We start from the raw sequence: 17,873 nt of genomic DNA, 5'->3' as shown, positions 1-17,873 counted from the left end.
AAATGGGATTTCGGTATTATTTGTGCCATCGATCCGGGAGGAATGGAGATCAATATGAAGATTTATGATGTAAGGGTGGAGTACAGACACGAACCCCTGGGAATAGACATTGAAAGTCCCCGTTTTTCGTGGAAGATAGAAAGCGCGGAAAAAAACACTGTACAGAGAGCTTATCATATCAGGGTCACCGAACTTACACCATTTAAAGAAGAAAAGGGAGTTGTCTTTGATACGGGAGAAGTTCTTTCGGATGAATCGATACATATAAGATATGAGGGAGAAGCCTTACGGGAATGTACGTTATACAGAGTTGATATCGCCGTAACAGACAACCATTCGGAGAAAGGTGAAGCCGTAACATATTTTGAGACCGGTCTTATGGAGCCTCAAAATATGAAGGCAAAATGGATAACAGCTCCTGTGACCTATGAAGGTACAGCCTGTCCTGTATTTGCCCGCAGGTTCAATGTTTCGCCCCAAATAGTCCGCGCAAGGATCTACGCATCCGCACTCGGAATATATGAGATGAGTTTAAACGGAAAAAGGGTAGGGGATGCTTATCTCACACCCGGCTGGACTAATTACCATAAGCGTATCCAGTATCAGACCTATGATGTTACTGAAATGATAGTCGGAGGTTTTTGTGACTGTGAGATCACCATTGCCGACGGATGGTACAAAGGACCATACGGGGTGGAGTCAAAGCCTTGTCTCTACGGAGACAGGACAGCTGCAATAGCAGAGCTTCATCTGGACTATGAGGACGGAAGCAGTGAGGTCATATGCACTGACAGCAGTTGGGATGTTTTTGAACATACCATACGCTTTAGCCAGATATATATGGGTGAAGTCATAGACAGCAATTGTAAGCCTGTAAGTCATGGAAAAGCAGAGGTTCTTCAGCACAGCAAAAGTATCCTTGTGGCACAGGAAGACGAATACGTAAAGAAAGTAAAAAGGATACCCTGTAAGAGATATCTGGTAACACCAAAGGGAGAAAAGGTCCTTGACTTCGGACAGAATATGGCAGGCTTTGTGGAGTTCAAGGTCCAGGGAACAAAGGGGCAGAAGATAACTCTTCGCCATGGAGAAACTCTGGACAAAAACGGAAATTTTTACTCTGAAAATCTTCGCGCTGCCAGAGCTATGGATGAGTTTATCTGTGACGGAACTGAGCAGGTATTCAGACCTCATTTCACATATCATGGATTCAGGTTCATTGCTGTTGAGGGAATGGATGAGATCCACCCCGAGGACTTCACAGCCGTTGTACTTCATACCGACATGGATGAGACTGGAAGCTTCAGATGCTCCGACGAAGACATTAACAGACTACAGAGCAATATTCAGTGGGGAGAAAGAAGTAACTTCGTTGATATTCCGACGGACTGTCCTCAGCGTGATGAGCGTATGGGCTGGACCGGAGATGCACAGGTCTTCTGTAAAACAGCCTCCTTCAATATGAATACAGCCCTGTTCTTCACCAAGTGGCTTCATGATCTCAGGAGTGAACAGACCATGGAGTTTGGTCCGCCCCATGTGGTTCCGAACATCTGGGGAGATAAGGATGCTGCAGCAGCCTGGTGCGATGCGGCAACCATCATTCCCTGGACCATGTATCAGGTCTACGGAGATAAGAGGATACTGGAAGAGCAGTATGACAGCATGAGGGACTATGTAGACTACATCACTGCACACACAAACCGGGAGAACGGGCTCTGGCAGTACGGTTTCCAGTATGCGGACTGGCTGGCTCTTGACAAGGAGGAATGCTCGGACAGAGTTGGGGCAACAGATATATATTTTGTTGCCAATGCTTTCTACGCATATTCTGCGATGCTTGTGAGCAGAGCGGCAGAGGTACTGGGTAAAGACGATGATCACCGGAAATATCTTGAACTTCATGACAGGATAGTAAGGCTCTTTCAGGATGAATATATAACAAAGAACGGAAGACTGGTCAGCGAGACTCAGACAGGATTGGTGCTTGCCCTTCAGTTCGATCTTATAAAGGAAGAACACAGGAAAAAGATCGCTTCTTCCCTGGAGGAAAACATCAAAAGGCATAATAACCATCTGACTACAGGTTTCGTGGGCACGCCATATATCTGCCATGCGCTGTCTGATAACGGGCTTCATGAGCTTGCGGGAGTTCTTCTTTTGAACGATGATTTTCCGTCCTGGCTTTATTCCGTGAAGATGGGGGCAACCACAATCTGGGAGAGATGGAATTCCGTGAAACCTGATGGCAGTTTTGATGAGTCGGGAATGAACAGCCTGAATCATTACGCTTATGGCTCTATAGGTTCATGGATGTATGAGAAGCTTGCAGGTATTCAGCCTGATGCTCCGGGATATAAGAAGTTCAGAATTGCACCACGCCCCATAAAAGGAATCGACAGCGCTGAGGCATCCTTCGAGTCGCCCTATGGTCTTATAGTGAGCTCATGGAAAAGGGAGAATGATGTTTTCTCTCTCGATATAGAAGTGCCTTCAAACACGGAAGCAACAGTTGTGCTGCCGGGCGGAGCTGAAACAGTGAAAGTCGGCTCCGGAAAATGGCATTTTGAATAAATATAATATGGTGTCTTGATGCTGACAGATAGTGTTAGGTTACCTTAACCAAAACGGAATAGAAAAATCCGGGAGTTGAAATCTCCCGGATTTTTGTAACCATAAATCAATATACTTTCGTTTAACTGCGCTCAATATAAATCATGGAAGAAATAGTAAATTGCATAATAGCAACCAGTGAGGCTAAATAACTGCCTTAGCTCTCTCATATGCTTCATCAGGTATTCCGATATCTTCAACGAAAATCTTTCCGCTGTACTCTTTTCCGGCGCCGGTCACGAGACCTGTTTTGTTTCTTCCGAAAGTTATCGTTACGTCAGCTTTTATCCCGGCCCCCATGAGCTCGCCGGAGTCTGTATCGATGCCTGATGGCGCATCGATGGCTATGGTGATGCCGTGTTTGTGAGCATTGGCCTCATCCATAAAGCTCTTGTAGATGCCGTAGACTGGGCGGTGAAGACCTATCCCGAAGATGCCGTCAATGCAAATGTCTGAGTCCGGGAGATCGTCACCCTCCCTGTAGATCACTGCTCTTCCCAGAAGCTGCTGATAGTGGAACATCTGATAAAGAAATTCCCAGCTTGCTTTTTCGATGCTTCCTATGACCCAAACCACAGGATCGTACCCTGTTTCCTTCAGCATTCTTGCCACAGCTACAGCGTCGGCTCCGTTGTTGCCTACTCCCGCCAGCACCAGTATGCGGGCCTCCCGGGCGTAAGTATAGTGCCGGTTCACATATATGGCGACCTTGGAGCTTGCGGTCTCCATAAGATCAAGGGACTTAAATCCCATTTCCTGCATGGCTATCTGATCTGCCTTTTTTGCGACAGTTCCTGTTATTATTTCGGACATAATATGCTCCTTATCTTTAAGAGTCAAATACTATTATATGAAATAAGGTGAGTTATACTATATTTTTTTATAAATGAATAGAGATTTATCTGAAGTTGATAGATTGCATTAAATACAGGGATACAGACTGGTACACTGAGACTCTCAGATAGTACCGGTCTATTATTATATCATTTTTTTTAAACCGGAGAGGAGAATCAGAAGACTTTATCGATTAAAGCTCAAGGATTGCGAATAACTCCAATCTTACAGATCTGTAAGACTGGAGTCATATTCATTTAAGGTAGGGCGATTAAGATTGTACATATAAGCGAACAAAGTTTTGAAGGGAGAATTAATTATGGTCGCATTAATCGGTTTTCTGATGATAATCGCAATCGTTGCGCTTCTCTTGAAGGGCAAGATGTCACCGATAGTCGTACTGGCAGTCGTTCCGGTGATAGCAGCGCTGATCTTAGGATACAGCCCGCTTGATATTGCAGATTTCATCAAAGAAGGAATCAAAACCACAACAAGCAACGGTATCCTGTTCATTTTCTCGGTTATCTATTTCGGAGTTCTTTCCGACACAGGTCTCTTTGACGTTATAGTTAACTGGCTCGTTAAGAAGGCAGGGAACAATGTTATCGCAATCACAGTAGCCACAGCACTTGTAGCTACTATCGCCCACCTCGACGGAACAACAGCAACAACTGTTCTCATTACTATTCCGTCACTCTATCCAATCTACAAAAAAATGAATATCGACCCGAAGATCCTTCTGTGCATCACAGGAGCATGTATGGGTGTTATGAATCTTCTTCCATGGGGAGGACCTACAGCAAGAGCAGCAACTGTTCTTCAGATGGATGCCAATGAATTATGGCACATCCTCATCCCTATCCAGGTGGCAGGTTTCGTTATCAATATCGCGCTTGGTGTTCTTCTCGGAATGTACGCCATGAAGCACGGTGCAGGTGCCGGTAAGGGCGAGGCTGTTGAGGTTGATGAGAAGGCAGCAGCAGAGGCTGATGCATTAAGAAAGTCAAACCCGTTCCTTATCTTTAACCTCATCCTTACAGTCGGCGTAATTGCTATACTTTCAGCAGGTCTTGCAACAAGCTATGTTGTTTTCCTTGTGGCACTCTGTATCTTACTTGCAGTGAACTATCCTGATCAGAAGCTTCAGGACAAGCTCATCAAGAAGCATGCTCCGGCAGCTCTTATCATCTCTGCAACACTTTTTGCAGCAGGAGCCATGGTAGGTATCTTCGATGGAACCGGAATGCTTACAGAGATGGCCAATGCCATCATGGGAATCATTCCTTCAGCTCTCGGAAGATTCATTCATATCATCTTCGGTATTCTGGCACTGCCTCTCGGTCTTTGCGTTGGTACAGATGCATATTTCTACGGTATCATGCCACTGGTTATGCAGGTTGGTGAAACATACGGTGTAGCGTCCCTCAGCACAGCTCTTACCATGGTCATCGGAAAGAACATCGCGCTGATGGTAAGTCCTCTTGTTCCGGCAACATTCCTGGCTATCGGACTGACAAACACCGAACTGAAGGATCATATGAAGTTTTCAATCCCCCTGTATTATGTGATCAGTCTGTTGATGTTGCTCCTTGGCATCATCTTTGGCATCATACCTCTCTAAGGAGAGTTTCCCCGCGGCACCGAAAGGTGCCGTTTTTGCATATATATGATATAGTGAGAAAAAAAGAAACAGGTAGAAACTATGGCAAAAGAAACAATACTTGTAGTTGATGACGAAGCTCCTATCAGACAGGCGATACAGGCGGGCTTTATGGGAGAAGGAATAGATGTGGACGAGGCGGCAGACGGAGGAGAGGCACTTCAGATGCTGGAAAAGAAGCATTACAGCCTCGTGATCCTTGATGTTATGATGCCTGATGTTAGCGGATATACGGTACTTCAGAAAATGAGAGCTTCGGGTGACCACACTCCTGTGATGATGCTTTCCGGAAAGTCTGATGAAGTGGACCAGGTACTGGGTCTTGGATTCGGTGCCGACAGCTACCTGACGAAACCATTCCGTATAAGTGTGCTTATCCAGAATGCAAAGGCACTTATCAGACGTACCCGTGAATACAGTGTTCAGGTTCAGGAGATAAGAAGAGGCCCCTTTGTGGCAGATACTCTCCGTATGGAATGTTTTAAGAACGGTCGTGAGCTTAATCTTACAGGAAGAGAGCTGACCCTGTTCAGATTCTTCATGGAGCACCCGGGACAGGTATTCACCAAGGAGCAGCTGTATCAGCATGTGTGGAACGAAGCTGCGGTGGATGACAACACCATCATGGTTTACATCAAAAGAATAAGGGACAAGATAGAGGATGACCCGAAGAATCCTGTATATCTTAAGACCATCCGCGGAATAGGCTACAGATTTGACGGGGAGTAGAGTCATGGGCAAACATAAGGAATCCCTGAACATCCTGCTGTTGGTGCTTTTATCCATCTGTGTGGTGTTTGTAGACATTTACAGCTACAGAGTTTACCGGGAAAAGCTTATACGCTCGGAGCAGAAACAGCTTCTGGCCATGGCGGAGACCATTGGAGAGAGTCTGAACAACACGATAATCAGTGAACTGACAAAGATCGATTATTTCTTTTCGGGCAATGAGATCCCATCGGCAAAGCAGCTGGAAAATTCAGTCAGAGAATATCAGGAAAAGAACAGTACCGTCTTTGATTCAATAACCGTAAGTGAGGGAACTGAGGCCGGGGATGCTGTGATAAGCGGAAAACATCTTTCCGGCAGCGGCTGGTATGTACTTGAAATAAATAAAGATGTGGAGACCGTGGATGGCATCTTCAGACTAATGTTTCTGATGGATCTCAATGTGATATATCGTCGTATAGTGGCCCCGGTGAAGATAGGTAATGGAGGCTACTCTGTAGTCAAGGACAAAAACCTCGCCATCATCATGCATCATGCCAAAAACCAGATAGGTATGGATGCCATCTATGACAGAAAGGAACAGTATCCGGAGCTTGATCTGTCCAGTCTTGAAGACTGGCTGAATCTTCAGAGAAACAATGATAAGGGCATGAGCGTCATCGATACCTTTGTATGGGATGATCCTGACATCGCCCCGATAAAGCGTATCGTTGCCTTCACGACTGTAGACATACTGGAGGAACGATGGATAGTTAATTCTACTCTACCCATGAATGAGCTGGATGAACCTCTCTCGGATATGCTGGCAGTTATCCTGACATTAACAGGCGTGTATTTTTTTATTGTTGCAGCAGTAGTGATCCTGATAAACCGTACCCGTATGCGATCCGAGTCTCAGAAAAATGAGATCAAGTACCTGAGAGAAATAAATCAGGGAATGGAAGAGGTGGCGAGACAGAAGGACGAACTGAGACATTATCAGAGGATAGAGTCCCTCGGCATGATGGCGAGCCATATCGCCCATGAGTTCAACAACTATCTGACACCTGTAATGGTATACGCGGAGCTTCTGGAGAATGATCCGGAGACCGGAGAGCGTGGAAAAAAGATGGCAGGGGAGATACTTCAGTCAACAGACAGAGCAGCTTCATTATCGAGGGAGCTTTTGGACTTTTCGAGACAGGATTCAGGGGCGGATCTCGGACCTGTAAACCTGAGGACTGATACAGAGGCTGCGGTGGAAGTCATAAAAAGACTGACGCCGAAAAAGATAGAGTTTTCTTCTAAAATAATGTCTCAGGATATGACTGTACTAGCCAGAGACGGCATGATGCAGCATATACTTATGAATCTCTGCAAAAACGCTTTTCAGGCCATGGAAAAGAGTGAGCGAAAGAAACTGGATATAGTTCTGAAGCGGACCGGGGAAGGTGCTGTACTGACAGTTTCCGATACCGGTGTGGGAATTTCAAAGGACGCGAAGAATCGTATCTTTGAACCCTTCTATACAACAAAGGGATCCCATCACGGAACAGGACTTGGTCTATCTGTGGTGAGAAATATCATGCATTCACTCGGGGGAAGCATCAGTGTTGAAAGTGAACAGGGGGGCGGTACGGTTTTTTCACTTTTCTTCCCTGAGATTAGTAAGGCTAAAGAAAAGAAGGCTGAAGGAATAAGAAAGCTGGTTTATATTGATAACGATAAACAATTCCTGGATGAACTTGAGCAGGAGGTGAAGTCCCGTACCAGAAACAGTGAGACCCTTCAGAAGAGCATGGAGATATCCTTTACGACCGAGGAAATGCAGCTTCTTTCCAGACTTCAGAAGGATCCGAAGTGCTGTGATATCCTTGTCGTAAGCTACACTCTGGACAGTATGAACGGCATAGAGTTTCTGGAGATCGTCAGAAGACTTAACCCTGATATCTGCCTGATTCTCGCGTCAGGGAGCGATGACGCGGATCTTCAGTGGTATGTGAACAACAGGATCATTGACAGGATCATCATGAAGGATAAGCTGCTATCGGAGCTGGATAAACTGTCATAAACTGATGCAGACGTTTATCAGTGACACGATGGAGATGCATTGATTGTACGTTATGTGCTATTTCAAGTATAATCGTACATATAAATTTTCGATTAAGTGCTGATATCAATAAATGATAAGGAGGGGAACTATGCTGGAGATAGGAACAAAGGCACCGGAGTTTACATTACCGGATCAGAACGGAGAGATGCGTTCACTGACAGATTACAGGGGGCAAAAGGTCATCTTATATTTTTATCCCAAGGATATGACTTCGGGATGCACGAAGCAGGCATGCGCATTTGGTGAACTGTATCCGCAGTTTCGTGAGAAGGGAGCTGTGGTTCTGGGAGTAAGTAAGGACTCCGTGGCATCTCATAAAAAGTTTGAGGAAAAGTACGGTCTTCCGTTTACACTTCTTTCAGATACGGAGTTAAAGGTCATTCAGGCCTACGATGTATGGAAGGAAAAAAAGAATTACGGTAAAACATATATGGGCATAGTCCGCTCTACTTATCTAATTAATGAAGAAGGAATCATCGAAAAGACCTTCGATAAGGTAAAGGCTGCGGAGAATCCGATGCAGATGTTCAAGTCGTTAAGCGAATGACAACTGAGGACAGCGATAATAAAAAAGCCGGGTCAGATTCTGATCCCGGCTTTTGTGGTTTATGTAAGTACTATAACTTCCTGAAGTTTTTTAATGATGTATTCTCGGTCTTTTCCTTTTACTCCCAATGCAGAGAGTGCTCTTTCAACGGTCCATTTCTCATTTTCCATCAGATTTATGATATCCTGAATTTTGCAATCCAGCGCATATTGCTCTGCATATTTTTTTGCGTATCTTTGAACTTTCTCACACATGATACCCCGTCCTTTCTTTGTCTCTTTAAAATGTCTGAGACCACTTGCCAGTTCATTAAAGTGCATTTCTGTTGATGACTTGGCGTGAAAATCCTCGATCAATTTACCGATTTTGTCGTGCCCTTTGTATTTTCCGTTGACATAAACTATGTGTGAACCATCATTAAAATTCTCGTTTGTGTCAAGCACCTTTCTTTCTATTCGGTACATCGGAAGTCCTGCACTAAATTTATCATATCTGTATATGAAAATCACATAGGAATCTTATCCGTGAAAACAAGTGTCATAAGATCGTCATCAAATAGATCCAGTCCGTCAACGATTTTGTCGAGATCAGTTCCGGATGGAACTATAGTTTCTACATCCTTGTATGTGTTCAATTTTTAACTCCGTATATTTACTATAACATTGGGGATATCCATATAGAATTATCTATGAGTTGATTTAATTCATTTTTCAGAAATATACCTAGGATAACAGAATAATCCTATAGGACATAAGTTTCACGATTATTGTACAAAAATCTGTCTACGGAAGAATGATATCAAAAAAGGGTCGGTTTTCATATAGTCTAATATAAGACTATATCGCAGTGTCATTTTAATAAGTGCAGGATTTTTGAAGTAAATCTAAATGAACATGTAATCAAGTATCAGAAAAATAAATAATTATACAGTCTATTCTTTGCATACTTTGCTGGTTGGATTGTCGTAGCAAAACGATATATAATAATGGCAAATATTTTCATTGTGATTGAAAATATAAAAATATTATTTAAAAATTTCAAAAAATAAAAAAGATCTGACTTTCGCCAGATCTTAATTAACCGCACAATGCGGACAAATGTAATTTCGGATAAATCCTTATTTGAACTCACCTTGTAAATTACATTTATATTTTAGATTAATAGGTAATATTTTTCAAAATAGTTTTGTACAGACAGAACGGAGTATATATGAAGATCATCATATCCCCGGCAAAAAAGATGCGGGATGCCAGCGATATAATGGAAGCAAGGGACCTTCCTGAATATCTTGATAAGGCAGAGCATATAAAGGAGTGGATACAGAAGTTAAGCTACGAAGAAAAGAAGAACCTGTGGAAGTGTAATGACAGGATCGCCGAGCAGAATGAACTTCGATTTAAAGAGATGAATCTTCGTGAAAATCTAACTCCGGCGCTTCTTTCCTATGACGGTATCCAGTATCAGTACATGGCTCCGGCTGTATTTGAGGATGGCCAGAATGATTATGTCGAATCGCATCTCAGAATACTTTCGGGATTTTACGGAGTTCTGAGACCTTTTGACGGAGTCACACCATACCGTTTGGAAATGCAGACGAGGGCACGGGTTGATGACTTCAAAGATCTCTATGACTATTGGGGAGAAAGTCTTTACAAAGCAGTCATAGATGAAAGTCGTCTCATCATTAACCTTGCATCCAGAGAATATTCAAAATGTATAGAGAAATATCTGACGCCTGAGGACAGATTCATCACCTGCATCTTTGGAGAACCTGAAAACGGGAAGGTGGTACAAAAAGGTGTATATGCCAAGATGGCTCGTGGTGAGATGGTACGATATATGGCATCGGTAAATGCAGAAACCGGGGATGACATAAAGGGATTCAACTGGAGTGGATATAAGTTCTCGGAAGAACTGTCAGGAGATAATGAATACATATTTTTAAAAGGATAAGATAAGCATTATTTTTTGCAATCAAGGTAAAAATAACCCATTGTCAAAAGTTTGGCACATCGATTATAATCACTCATTGTTACGCTAAAAGTTCAAAATTTAAGAGAAAATATAAGTTTTCGATTTGGGCTTTCAGCAGGATAAAACATAGGTGGTAGAAGATGAGAAGGGTTATATCGAAGGTTATTATAGTTTCGTTACTGGGGGCAAGTTTGAGTGGCTGCGGAGTCATAAACAGATTTACCGGTTCCTCCGATAGTGCATTTGAAAAAATAGAGCCGGTCACAGCAGGAAGCAAGATATATGATTCTGAAAGATCGGATGACATTCTGCTGAAGGTAAAGACTGCTTTGGATGACGAAGCAGAGCTTATGACCCAGGATGAAGCCCTGGAGCTTGAATATACAAAGGACGATGGAAAGCATAAGGTCATCAAGTACAGAACCAGAAAACTGCATGATGGCAATGCCTACATTAGTAAAGATATATATACATCTTTGAACGATATAGATAAAGAGGGGCATGTGGTTGAGTATATACTCAGCGACAAGGTTACACATACAAAAGAAGTTGTAGGAACCAAGGCCGATCTTAACACTGTAGACTGGGAAAACGGACGTAGTGAAACTGAACCTTCCGACATAGTTAACAGTGAGCTCAAGATGATACTTGATAAAGCAGACATCGATAACAGTGAGGTCAGTGTGGTCGATAAGGGCGGAGAAGAGCTGTATAGTGTTAACTGTCTCATCGGAATAGAAGATGCCCTTAGTATCATGGGATTACAACCCGAAGCTTTTGGTTTGAATAAAGATGAGATCGGTAATTATAAGTGCACTATAAGTGTATATGCAGATAAGGAAGACTATAGTATAGCCGGCTACGATTTCAATCTGTCCGGTTTCTTTGACAGATATTACAAAATAGCAGATGGTCTCGATAACTTTGAAGTGACTCTTTGCAAGTTTACGAATGCCATCAATTACAGCGATAAATATTCTGAGATTGCTATGGCCAGATTTGAATAACGGTTGGGGGCGGTCCTGAAAAATAGATGATGTGAGCGGCAAAGGTCTTTGCCGCTCATTTTTTCTGCCCTTTAAATATTTTGTCTTTCTCCTTAAATTTATGCTCACAATGTCTATGTATGGTATAATATACAATATTAGACATTTTAAGGAGGGGTACTATTATGGGCAAAAGAGAGAAGCGTAATGTCATAGTAGGTCAGTCCGGAGGACCGACAGCAGCTATCAACTCATCACTGGCAGGTGTGTTCAGAACTGCAAAGGACAGAGGCTATAAAAAGGTCTATGGAATGCTTCATGGTGTACAGGGACTTTTGGAAGGTCGTTACATCGATCTTTCAGAGCATATACAGACAGGACTTGATGCAGAGCTTTTGAAGAGAACACCGTCCGCATATCTCGGATCATGCCGATATAAGCTTCCTAACATCAGTGAAGACAAGGAAGTTTATGAGAAGATTTTCCAGATCCTGGATGAGCTGGAGATCGACTGCTTCATCTATATCGGTGGAAATGATTCCATGGATACCATCAAGAAGCTTTCGGATTACGCTATCATCACAGGCTCAGAGATCCGTTTTGTCGGATGTCCGAAGACTATTGACAATGATCTCGCATTGACAGATCACACACCGGGATATGGCTCGGCTGCGAAGTATATCGGAACATCTGTAAAGGAGATCATCAGAGACGGATGGAGTCTGGAGACAAAGAACGGACAGATCATCGTCGTTGAGATCATGGGACGTAATGCGGGATGGCTTACCGGTGCAGCAGCGCTTTCAAAGGGCGAGGACTGTGACGGACCTGACGCTATCTATCTTCCTGAGCTCGATTTCGATGTAGAGCTTTTCGTTGAAAAATGCAGAGAGCTCCTGAAGAAAAAGAGATCAGTTGTTATCGCTGTTTCAGAGGGGATACACACTAAGGACGGAACATATATAAGTGCGCTCGGAAACACAACTGAATATGTAGATGCGTTCGGACATAAGCAGCTTACCGGAACAGCCAGATATCTCTGCACAGTTCTTTCTAAGGAGATCGGTTGCAAGACCAGATCCATAGAGCTTTCAACTCTCCAGAGAGCAGCCAGCCACTGTGCATCACGTGTAGATATCCTTGAAGCTTACGAGGTAGGCGGTGCAGCCATGAAGGCGGCTGATGAAGGCGACAGCGGACAGATGGTCGTTATCAGAAGACTTTCCGATGATCCTTATCAGGCAGGAACTGAGGTTAAGGACGTACATAAGATCGCAAATGATGAGCGTCTGGTTCCGAGAGAGTGGATAACAGAGGATGGTACTTATGTTACAAATGAGTTCATAACCTACGTAAGACCGCTGATCCAGGGCGACGTTGCACCTATCATGGTTGACGGTATTCCGAGACACCTCTTCGTGCCGGGATATCAGGAACTGCTGTGATTTTTGACACACACATCTTAATATGCAGATGCTGTCTTGACCGGTGAGAGTTTACGGAAGTGCAGCAGGCTGGCGATTCGATTTTTTTCTGATTCTGAGAGATTCACATCATCTGATGTGGATCTCTTTTTTGCGTTTTTCATCTTGTACCGGTGAGCGCAAGACGAAAAACGCGAAACCGAACTTTTAGGTCAGCTGAGCCTTTATTTTATATAAGTAAAAGCCGACAAATATAGAGAGGAGGGTGGGACCATCGTTTCATTTACTCTGTTTTTAGAGTCCATTATCTGTGAGAGACAAAAGTCTGTGTCTCACATAAATGATGCGGAGCACACACGTTAGTGTTCAAATTGCAGCATAGATTTAGTTTTTGAAAGGTTGAGAGATATTTTGAAAGACAGAAATAAAACAAAAAAATCCATTATATCTTTTTTCTTTATTCTGCTGGCTGTGTTGTGCTTTGTCTCAGCGACGTCGGCAGCAGATATAAATGAGGAAGGGGTTCTGTTGAAAGTGGGAGTGCCTACAGACAGGTGTCCTGTGTTCTATCGTGATATGGAAACAGGGGAAATAACAGGAATAGGTGCGGATCTCATCAGTCTTTCGGCCAGAAATGCAGGGTATAGAGTAGAGCTTACAGAGATAAAAGAAGAGACTCTGAAGGCGGCGCTGGATAATAAAGAGTATGATATCGTTATGCCGTTTGGAAGTGCCATAACCAGTGCATCGGGAGCAGCCTCCATAGTAACGGATAATTTGATTCAGACTCCATTCACACTCGTGACAGAAGAAAAAAGAAGATTTCCTCCTTTAAATGCGGCGAAAGTCGGAATGCTGAAGTCTCTTAGCGGAGGTGCTGAGACGGTACATCAGCTATATCCGGGAATGGAGATAACTCTTTATCAGAATATGGCGCAGTGTGTACAGGCGCTTCATGATGGAGAGGTCGATGCATTACTGCATAACTCATATGTATGGAGCTATATATTGCAGAAACCATCTTATTCCAATCTTTCGGTGCAGCCATCGGCCATGTTCTCCATGGACTTTCGTGCAGGAACATTGGACGATTTAAAAGGCAGGGAAATCATAGACAGGCTAAATGCCGGAATAGCTGAGATGAAGGACACTCAGGTACAGGCTATAGTTCTGGATTATACATCCCGTAGACTTTACAAGTACGATTTTTATGATTATCTGTATGAATACGGACTGGTTTTAGGTTTAGCTGTACTTCTTATCATTTCTTTGCTTATAATCTTTGTGATGAAGCAGCATGCCATTCATCTGGAACAGGAAGAAAAGATGCGTCAGCTGATCGATTATGATGCACTGACCGGAGTATGGAGTCTCAAGGGGTTCAGGAAACGAGTAGAGGAAATTTTACAGGCACATCCGGATATCCCGTATTTTATATCCTATAACAACATAAGGAATTTTAAATTTATAAATGATAGTTTCGGTATGGAGGCCGGAGATGAGCTGCTCAGGTTCTGGGCAGAAACCTCACTTAAAGTGCTTGGAGAAAATGAAGCTATAGGGCGCATAGAAGGAGACCATTTTGTTGTTCTCAGAGAGATACGTGGAGAAGAAAAGTTTATTGAGGACGAGAATAATGTCTTAAACTCTGTTAAAAACTTCTTCGTAAATCGAGGAAAGGATCAGAGTGTTCAGATCTGCAGCGGTATTTATGTGCTGACTCCTGCTGACTACCAGAAGATAGATGTGGATCATATGCTGGATTTTGCCAGAGTGGCAGAAAAAAGAGTTAAAGAGAGCGGAAGAGAGGGATATGAGTTCTATAATCCCAGACAATGGGAAAAAGGTAAAAGAACTTCTGATATCGTCAGCTGCTTTTCTCAGGCGCTTACGTCCGGAGAACTGAAGGTCTGGTATCATCCTCAGGTTGATTATGCTACAAGGACAGTTATAGGGGCAGAGGCACTCTGCAGATGGAATCATTCAAAGCTTGGCTGGATCTCTCCTGGTGAATTCATACCGGTGCTGGAAGAAGCTGGATATATATTTGACCTGGACTCTTATGTGTGGGAAACTGTCTGTAAGGATCTTAAACGCTGGAATGATCAGGGAATAAGAAGATCTGTGTCGGTGAATCTGTCAAGGAAAGATATCAGGGGTGATTTTGATATCGTTAAACATTTCTGTGATCTGATAAGCAGATATGAGCTTCAACCGGATCAGCTGAGGATAGAGATAACCGAAACTGCCTATGTGGAAGAGGGAGAGATCCTTGCCGATACCACAAAGAGGCTTGAGGACGCTGGGTTCATGGTGGAAATGGATGATTTCGGCAGCGGTTACTCATCCCTTCATATGCTTAAAGAGATCCCTGTAGATCGTATCAAACTTGATCTTCACTTTCTTGAGGGAAAAGGAGATATGGAAAAAAGCAGGATCATCGTACGCTATATGATAAGGATGGTCCGCTCACTTGGAATGAAGCTTATTGCGGAAGGCGTAGAGGAAGCTGAACAGGCGGAATTTCTGCATTCCCTCGGATGCAAAGAAATGCAGGGCTTCTATTTCTATAAGCCTATGCCGACAGAAGAATTCGAAAAGTTAAAATGATGCGTACGCGCCACACGAATGTGTGGTGATGCTATAAGCGTGCAGCAAATTCTTTTGACGCTTTCATCTAAAATGAAACAACAGTAAGGAGTAAATGAAATTGGGTAAGAAACAAGTATCGGTGATTTGGAGCTATATCGCGGTGGTGCTGATCGCTATCACTGTGGCACTGTGCGTTGCGATGTATACAGTGATTAACACAAAAATAAATCTCGCAAAAGAGGAGGCTTCTCAGGCAGCAGTGACAGAAACTGTTCCTGAGACTTCGGTAGAAGTTGCCGATGTCAATGCATCTGAATCGGTGGCTGAAGCGGAAAATACTGATATCTCCGGTGTAAAAATGCTTACTTACTGGGAAAATTCAGCGCCTTTAAAACAGCAGCTCATCTCATATGTAGAGAGAGTCACAGACGAAAGTAACAGCAGTTTTATTCCTGTGGACAGACGTATAGCGGTTTTTGACCTTGACGGAACGCTTTTCTGCGAGACAGATCCTACCTATTTTTCTCATTCTTTGTTGCTGCATCGTATCCTTGAGGATGAGGGTTATAAAGACAGAGCGAGTAAATTTGAAAAGCAGACAGCAGATAAGCTCTTTAAGCATATTGAGACAGGAAAGGCCTATGAAAATCTCGATATGGATGTCAGCAAGTGTATAGGTTCGGCCTTTTCGGGCGTTACATTGGAAGAGTATGATAATTATGTACAGGCATTCAAGACGTTTCCGATGCCGGATTATGAAGGCTTGCTCCGGGGAGACGGATGGTATCTGCCCATGATTCAGGTGGTAAATTATCTGGAGGCCAATGATTTTACCGTGTACATAGTCAGCGGAACCGATAGATACATGGTCAGATCGCTGGTACACGGTTCACCGGTAAATGTTCCTGATTCACATATCATAGGCTCTGACAGAGATCTGATTGCCAGCGGACAGGGAGATAAGGGGGCGAAGGACTATAATTTTGTATCTTCGGACAAGCTCATCACAGGCGGCGATGTATTAACGGACAATATCCAGCTGAACAAGGTAAAGGCTATTGTCCGGGAGATAGGCATACAACCTGTTCTCTCCTTTGGTAACAGTACAGGAGACGCAAGTATGGCAGAGTATGTCATAACGGGAAACCAGTACGAAAGTCTTGCATTCATGCTTTGTTGTGATGATACAGAGCGTGAGAACGGAAACCTGAAAAACGCTGAAGAAATGAATAAAATGTGTATGGAACACAACTGGATCCCTGTATCCATGAAGAATGACTGGACAACGATATACGGTGACGGAGTCATGAAGAAGATTACTGTGGTGGATGCGGCAGGCTGAAATTCTTTTTTGTAAATGACAAATATAGATGCGTATGGTACGCTTGAATGAGTGAGGGGCAGTGCATTTGCCCCTCATTTCATATGATACGATACGAGGATATGTGAGACAGATTAAAAGAATACAGGTGATTAAGTATGGATACATTTATGAATATGGATCTTAGCTTCAAAACGATTTTTCCACTCATTATGGCGCTTGTCCTGATTTTTCTAGTGCCAGTTATGGCATCAAGACAGGGTATGAGTTACGGAGAATATGTCCTTTCTCTGTTCACAGGACGAAAGAGGCATTATGATGCTCTTGAAGAGGAGAAGAGGATAAGGAGCGGAGCAAAAAGAAAGGAGAGGCATCTGTTTAACGGAAAGCCCAATGAAATGATGCAGCTTCTTTCCACACTTCTGATCTTTGCACGTAGGAACAAACTGGGACTCGTTTATCCGGGTACAGTTGATAATGACGGAAAGATCGCATCCATCATGTGTTTTCTGGTGACCGGATCTAAGGTTTATGGAATCAACTGCTTTGGTTATGCCGGAGTGATAAATGAAGGCAGAGGGAAAAAGGACTGGAATCAGCATATTAACTACCGGGATGTTTCCATTCAGAGTCCTGTGATTATGGATGAGGTTCAGTACAGTCTGGTGCGTGATGCTATGGACAAGGCGGGTATGAAGGAAATACCTTTGGAAATAAAAGGAGTATTTACCAGCAGAGATGCGGTGTTGAACAACCCGGATTCCCGGAATGATGTAATGACTGTGAAAGGACTGTTGGATTATCTCCGGGATACCATAAAGGATGAGGAAGAACAGTTCGATCCATATGCTATAGCGAGACAGATGAAAAGCCTCGTGAAGGAGATAAAGCCTACTAAGAAAAGGTGACACAGCACTGTATCATTTTTAAGTATTATCATTGCGTGAGGAACGCAAAAATATAAAAGTATAGCGATCAGTTGAAGAGTTCTGACAGAGATGTCGGAACTTTTTTGCAGCATAAAAGTGTAGTTGTTAGAGAGCAATTGGTATGCTACCCGTCAAGCGGACAGTAAAAAATCAAAAAGTTCCCTACCGCCAG

14 protein-coding genes are annotated in these 17,873 nt (G+C 43.3%); 11 read left to right on the top strand and 3 right to left on the bottom strand.

Annotated features, from left to right (window positions below):
• Window positions 1-54 precede the first annotated feature (54 nt).
• Window positions 55-2,574 carry a family 78 glycoside hydrolase catalytic domain gene (locus tag BXO88_RS11140; protein ID WP_078037867.1) on the top strand — a complete coding sequence of 840 codons (2,520 nt, stop codon included), beginning with the start codon at window positions 55-57 and terminating at the stop codon, window positions 2,572-2,574.
• Window positions 2,575-2,757: 183 nt separating this feature from the next.
• Here the strand turns inward: BXO88_RS11140 and BXO88_RS11135 are convergent, their stop codons facing one another.
• Complete coding sequence (locus BXO88_RS11135; protein WP_078037807.1) at window positions 2,758-3,426, bottom strand: NAD(P)H-hydrate epimerase; 669 nt, start codon at window positions 3,424-3,426, stop codon at window positions 2,758-2,760.
• Window positions 3,427-3,766: 340 nt separating this feature from the next.
• Here BXO88_RS11135 and BXO88_RS11130 point away from each other — a divergent pair, with 340 nt between their 5' ends.
• From BXO88_RS11130 to bcp, 4 genes are all read left to right on the top strand, one after another.
• Window positions 3,767-5,068, top strand: coding sequence for a CitMHS family transporter (locus BXO88_RS11130; protein WP_044994722.1), 1,302 nt, complete (start codon window positions 3,767-3,769; stop codon window positions 5,066-5,068).
• An 81-nt stretch (window positions 5,069-5,149) separates the two neighbouring features.
• The gene (locus BXO88_RS11125; protein WP_078037806.1) at window positions 5,150-5,836 is read left to right on the top strand and encodes a response regulator transcription factor; all 687 of its coding nucleotides are present in this window, start codon (window positions 5,150-5,152) and stop codon (window positions 5,834-5,836) included.
• A gap of 4 nt (window positions 5,837-5,840) precedes the next feature.
• Window positions 5,841-7,886: an ATP-binding protein gene (locus BXO88_RS11120; protein ID WP_078037805.1), complete on the top strand. Its 2,046-nt coding sequence runs from the start codon at window positions 5,841-5,843 to the stop codon at window positions 7,884-7,886.
• Window positions 7,887-8,016: 130 nt separating this feature from the next.
• Window positions 8,017-8,475 carry a thioredoxin-dependent thiol peroxidase gene (bcp, locus tag BXO88_RS11115; RefSeq protein WP_078037804.1) on the top strand — a complete coding sequence of 153 codons (459 nt, stop codon included), beginning with the start codon at window positions 8,017-8,019 and terminating at the stop codon, window positions 8,473-8,475.
• Between the two features lie 59 nt (window positions 8,476-8,534).
• Here bcp and BXO88_RS11110 read toward each other — a convergent pair whose 3' ends face one another.
• Both BXO88_RS11110 and BXO88_RS16970 read right to left on the bottom strand, forming a co-directional pair.
• Window positions 8,535-8,939: a hypothetical protein gene (locus BXO88_RS11110; protein WP_078037803.1), complete on the bottom strand. Its 405-nt coding sequence runs from the start codon at window positions 8,937-8,939 to the stop codon at window positions 8,535-8,537.
• A 41-nt stretch (window positions 8,940-8,980) separates the two neighbouring features.
• Window positions 8,981-9,109 carry a hypothetical protein gene (locus BXO88_RS16970; RefSeq protein WP_256363674.1) on the bottom strand — a complete coding sequence of 43 codons (129 nt, stop codon included), beginning with the start codon at window positions 9,107-9,109 and terminating at the stop codon, window positions 8,981-8,983.
• 575 nt (window positions 9,110-9,684) lie between these two features.
• On the opposite strand from BXO88_RS16970, the gene yaaA reads away from it, so the two are divergent.
• The 6 genes from yaaA to BXO88_RS11080 all read left to right on the top strand — a co-directional run bounded on the left by yaaA (window position 9,685) and on the right by BXO88_RS11080 (window position 17,680).
• Window positions 9,685-10,428, top strand: a complete 744-nt coding sequence (yaaA, locus tag BXO88_RS11105) for a peroxide stress protein YaaA (protein WP_078037802.1) — start codon at window positions 9,685-9,687, stop codon at window positions 10,426-10,428.
• A 161-nt stretch (window positions 10,429-10,589) separates the two neighbouring features.
• The gene (locus BXO88_RS11100; RefSeq protein ID WP_139355576.1) at window positions 10,590-11,456 is read left to right on the top strand and encodes a hypothetical protein; all 867 of its coding nucleotides are present in this window, start codon (window positions 10,590-10,592) and stop codon (window positions 11,454-11,456) included.
• 164 nt (window positions 11,457-11,620) lie between these two features.
• Entirely contained in the window at window positions 11,621-12,880 is a 1,260-nt protein-coding gene (locus BXO88_RS11095; protein ID WP_078037800.1) for a 6-phosphofructokinase, read from the top strand.
• A gap of 513 nt (window positions 12,881-13,393) precedes the next feature.
• Window positions 13,394-15,469: an EAL domain-containing protein gene (locus BXO88_RS11090; protein WP_242945210.1), complete on the top strand. Its 2,076-nt coding sequence runs from the start codon at window positions 13,394-13,396 to the stop codon at window positions 15,467-15,469.
• Between the two features lie 100 nt (window positions 15,470-15,569).
• Window positions 15,570-16,793, top strand: coding sequence for an HAD family hydrolase (locus BXO88_RS11085; RefSeq protein ID WP_078037799.1), 1,224 nt, complete (start codon window positions 15,570-15,572; stop codon window positions 16,791-16,793).
• Window positions 16,794-16,930: 137 nt separating this feature from the next.
• Complete coding sequence (locus BXO88_RS11080) at window positions 16,931-17,680, top strand: hypothetical protein (protein ID WP_078037798.1); 750 nt, start codon at window positions 16,931-16,933, stop codon at window positions 17,678-17,680.
• Window positions 17,681-17,873: the final 193 nt, after the last annotated feature.

This window comes from Oribacterium sp. C9, assembly GCF_002007235.1.
In the GTDB taxonomy this organism is placed as follows: Bacteria; Bacillota; Clostridia; order Lachnospirales; family Lachnospiraceae; genus Oribacterium.
The sequence above is the reverse complement of the archived record's forward strand: the minus strand, read 5'-3'. Positions and strand labels throughout refer to the sequence as shown.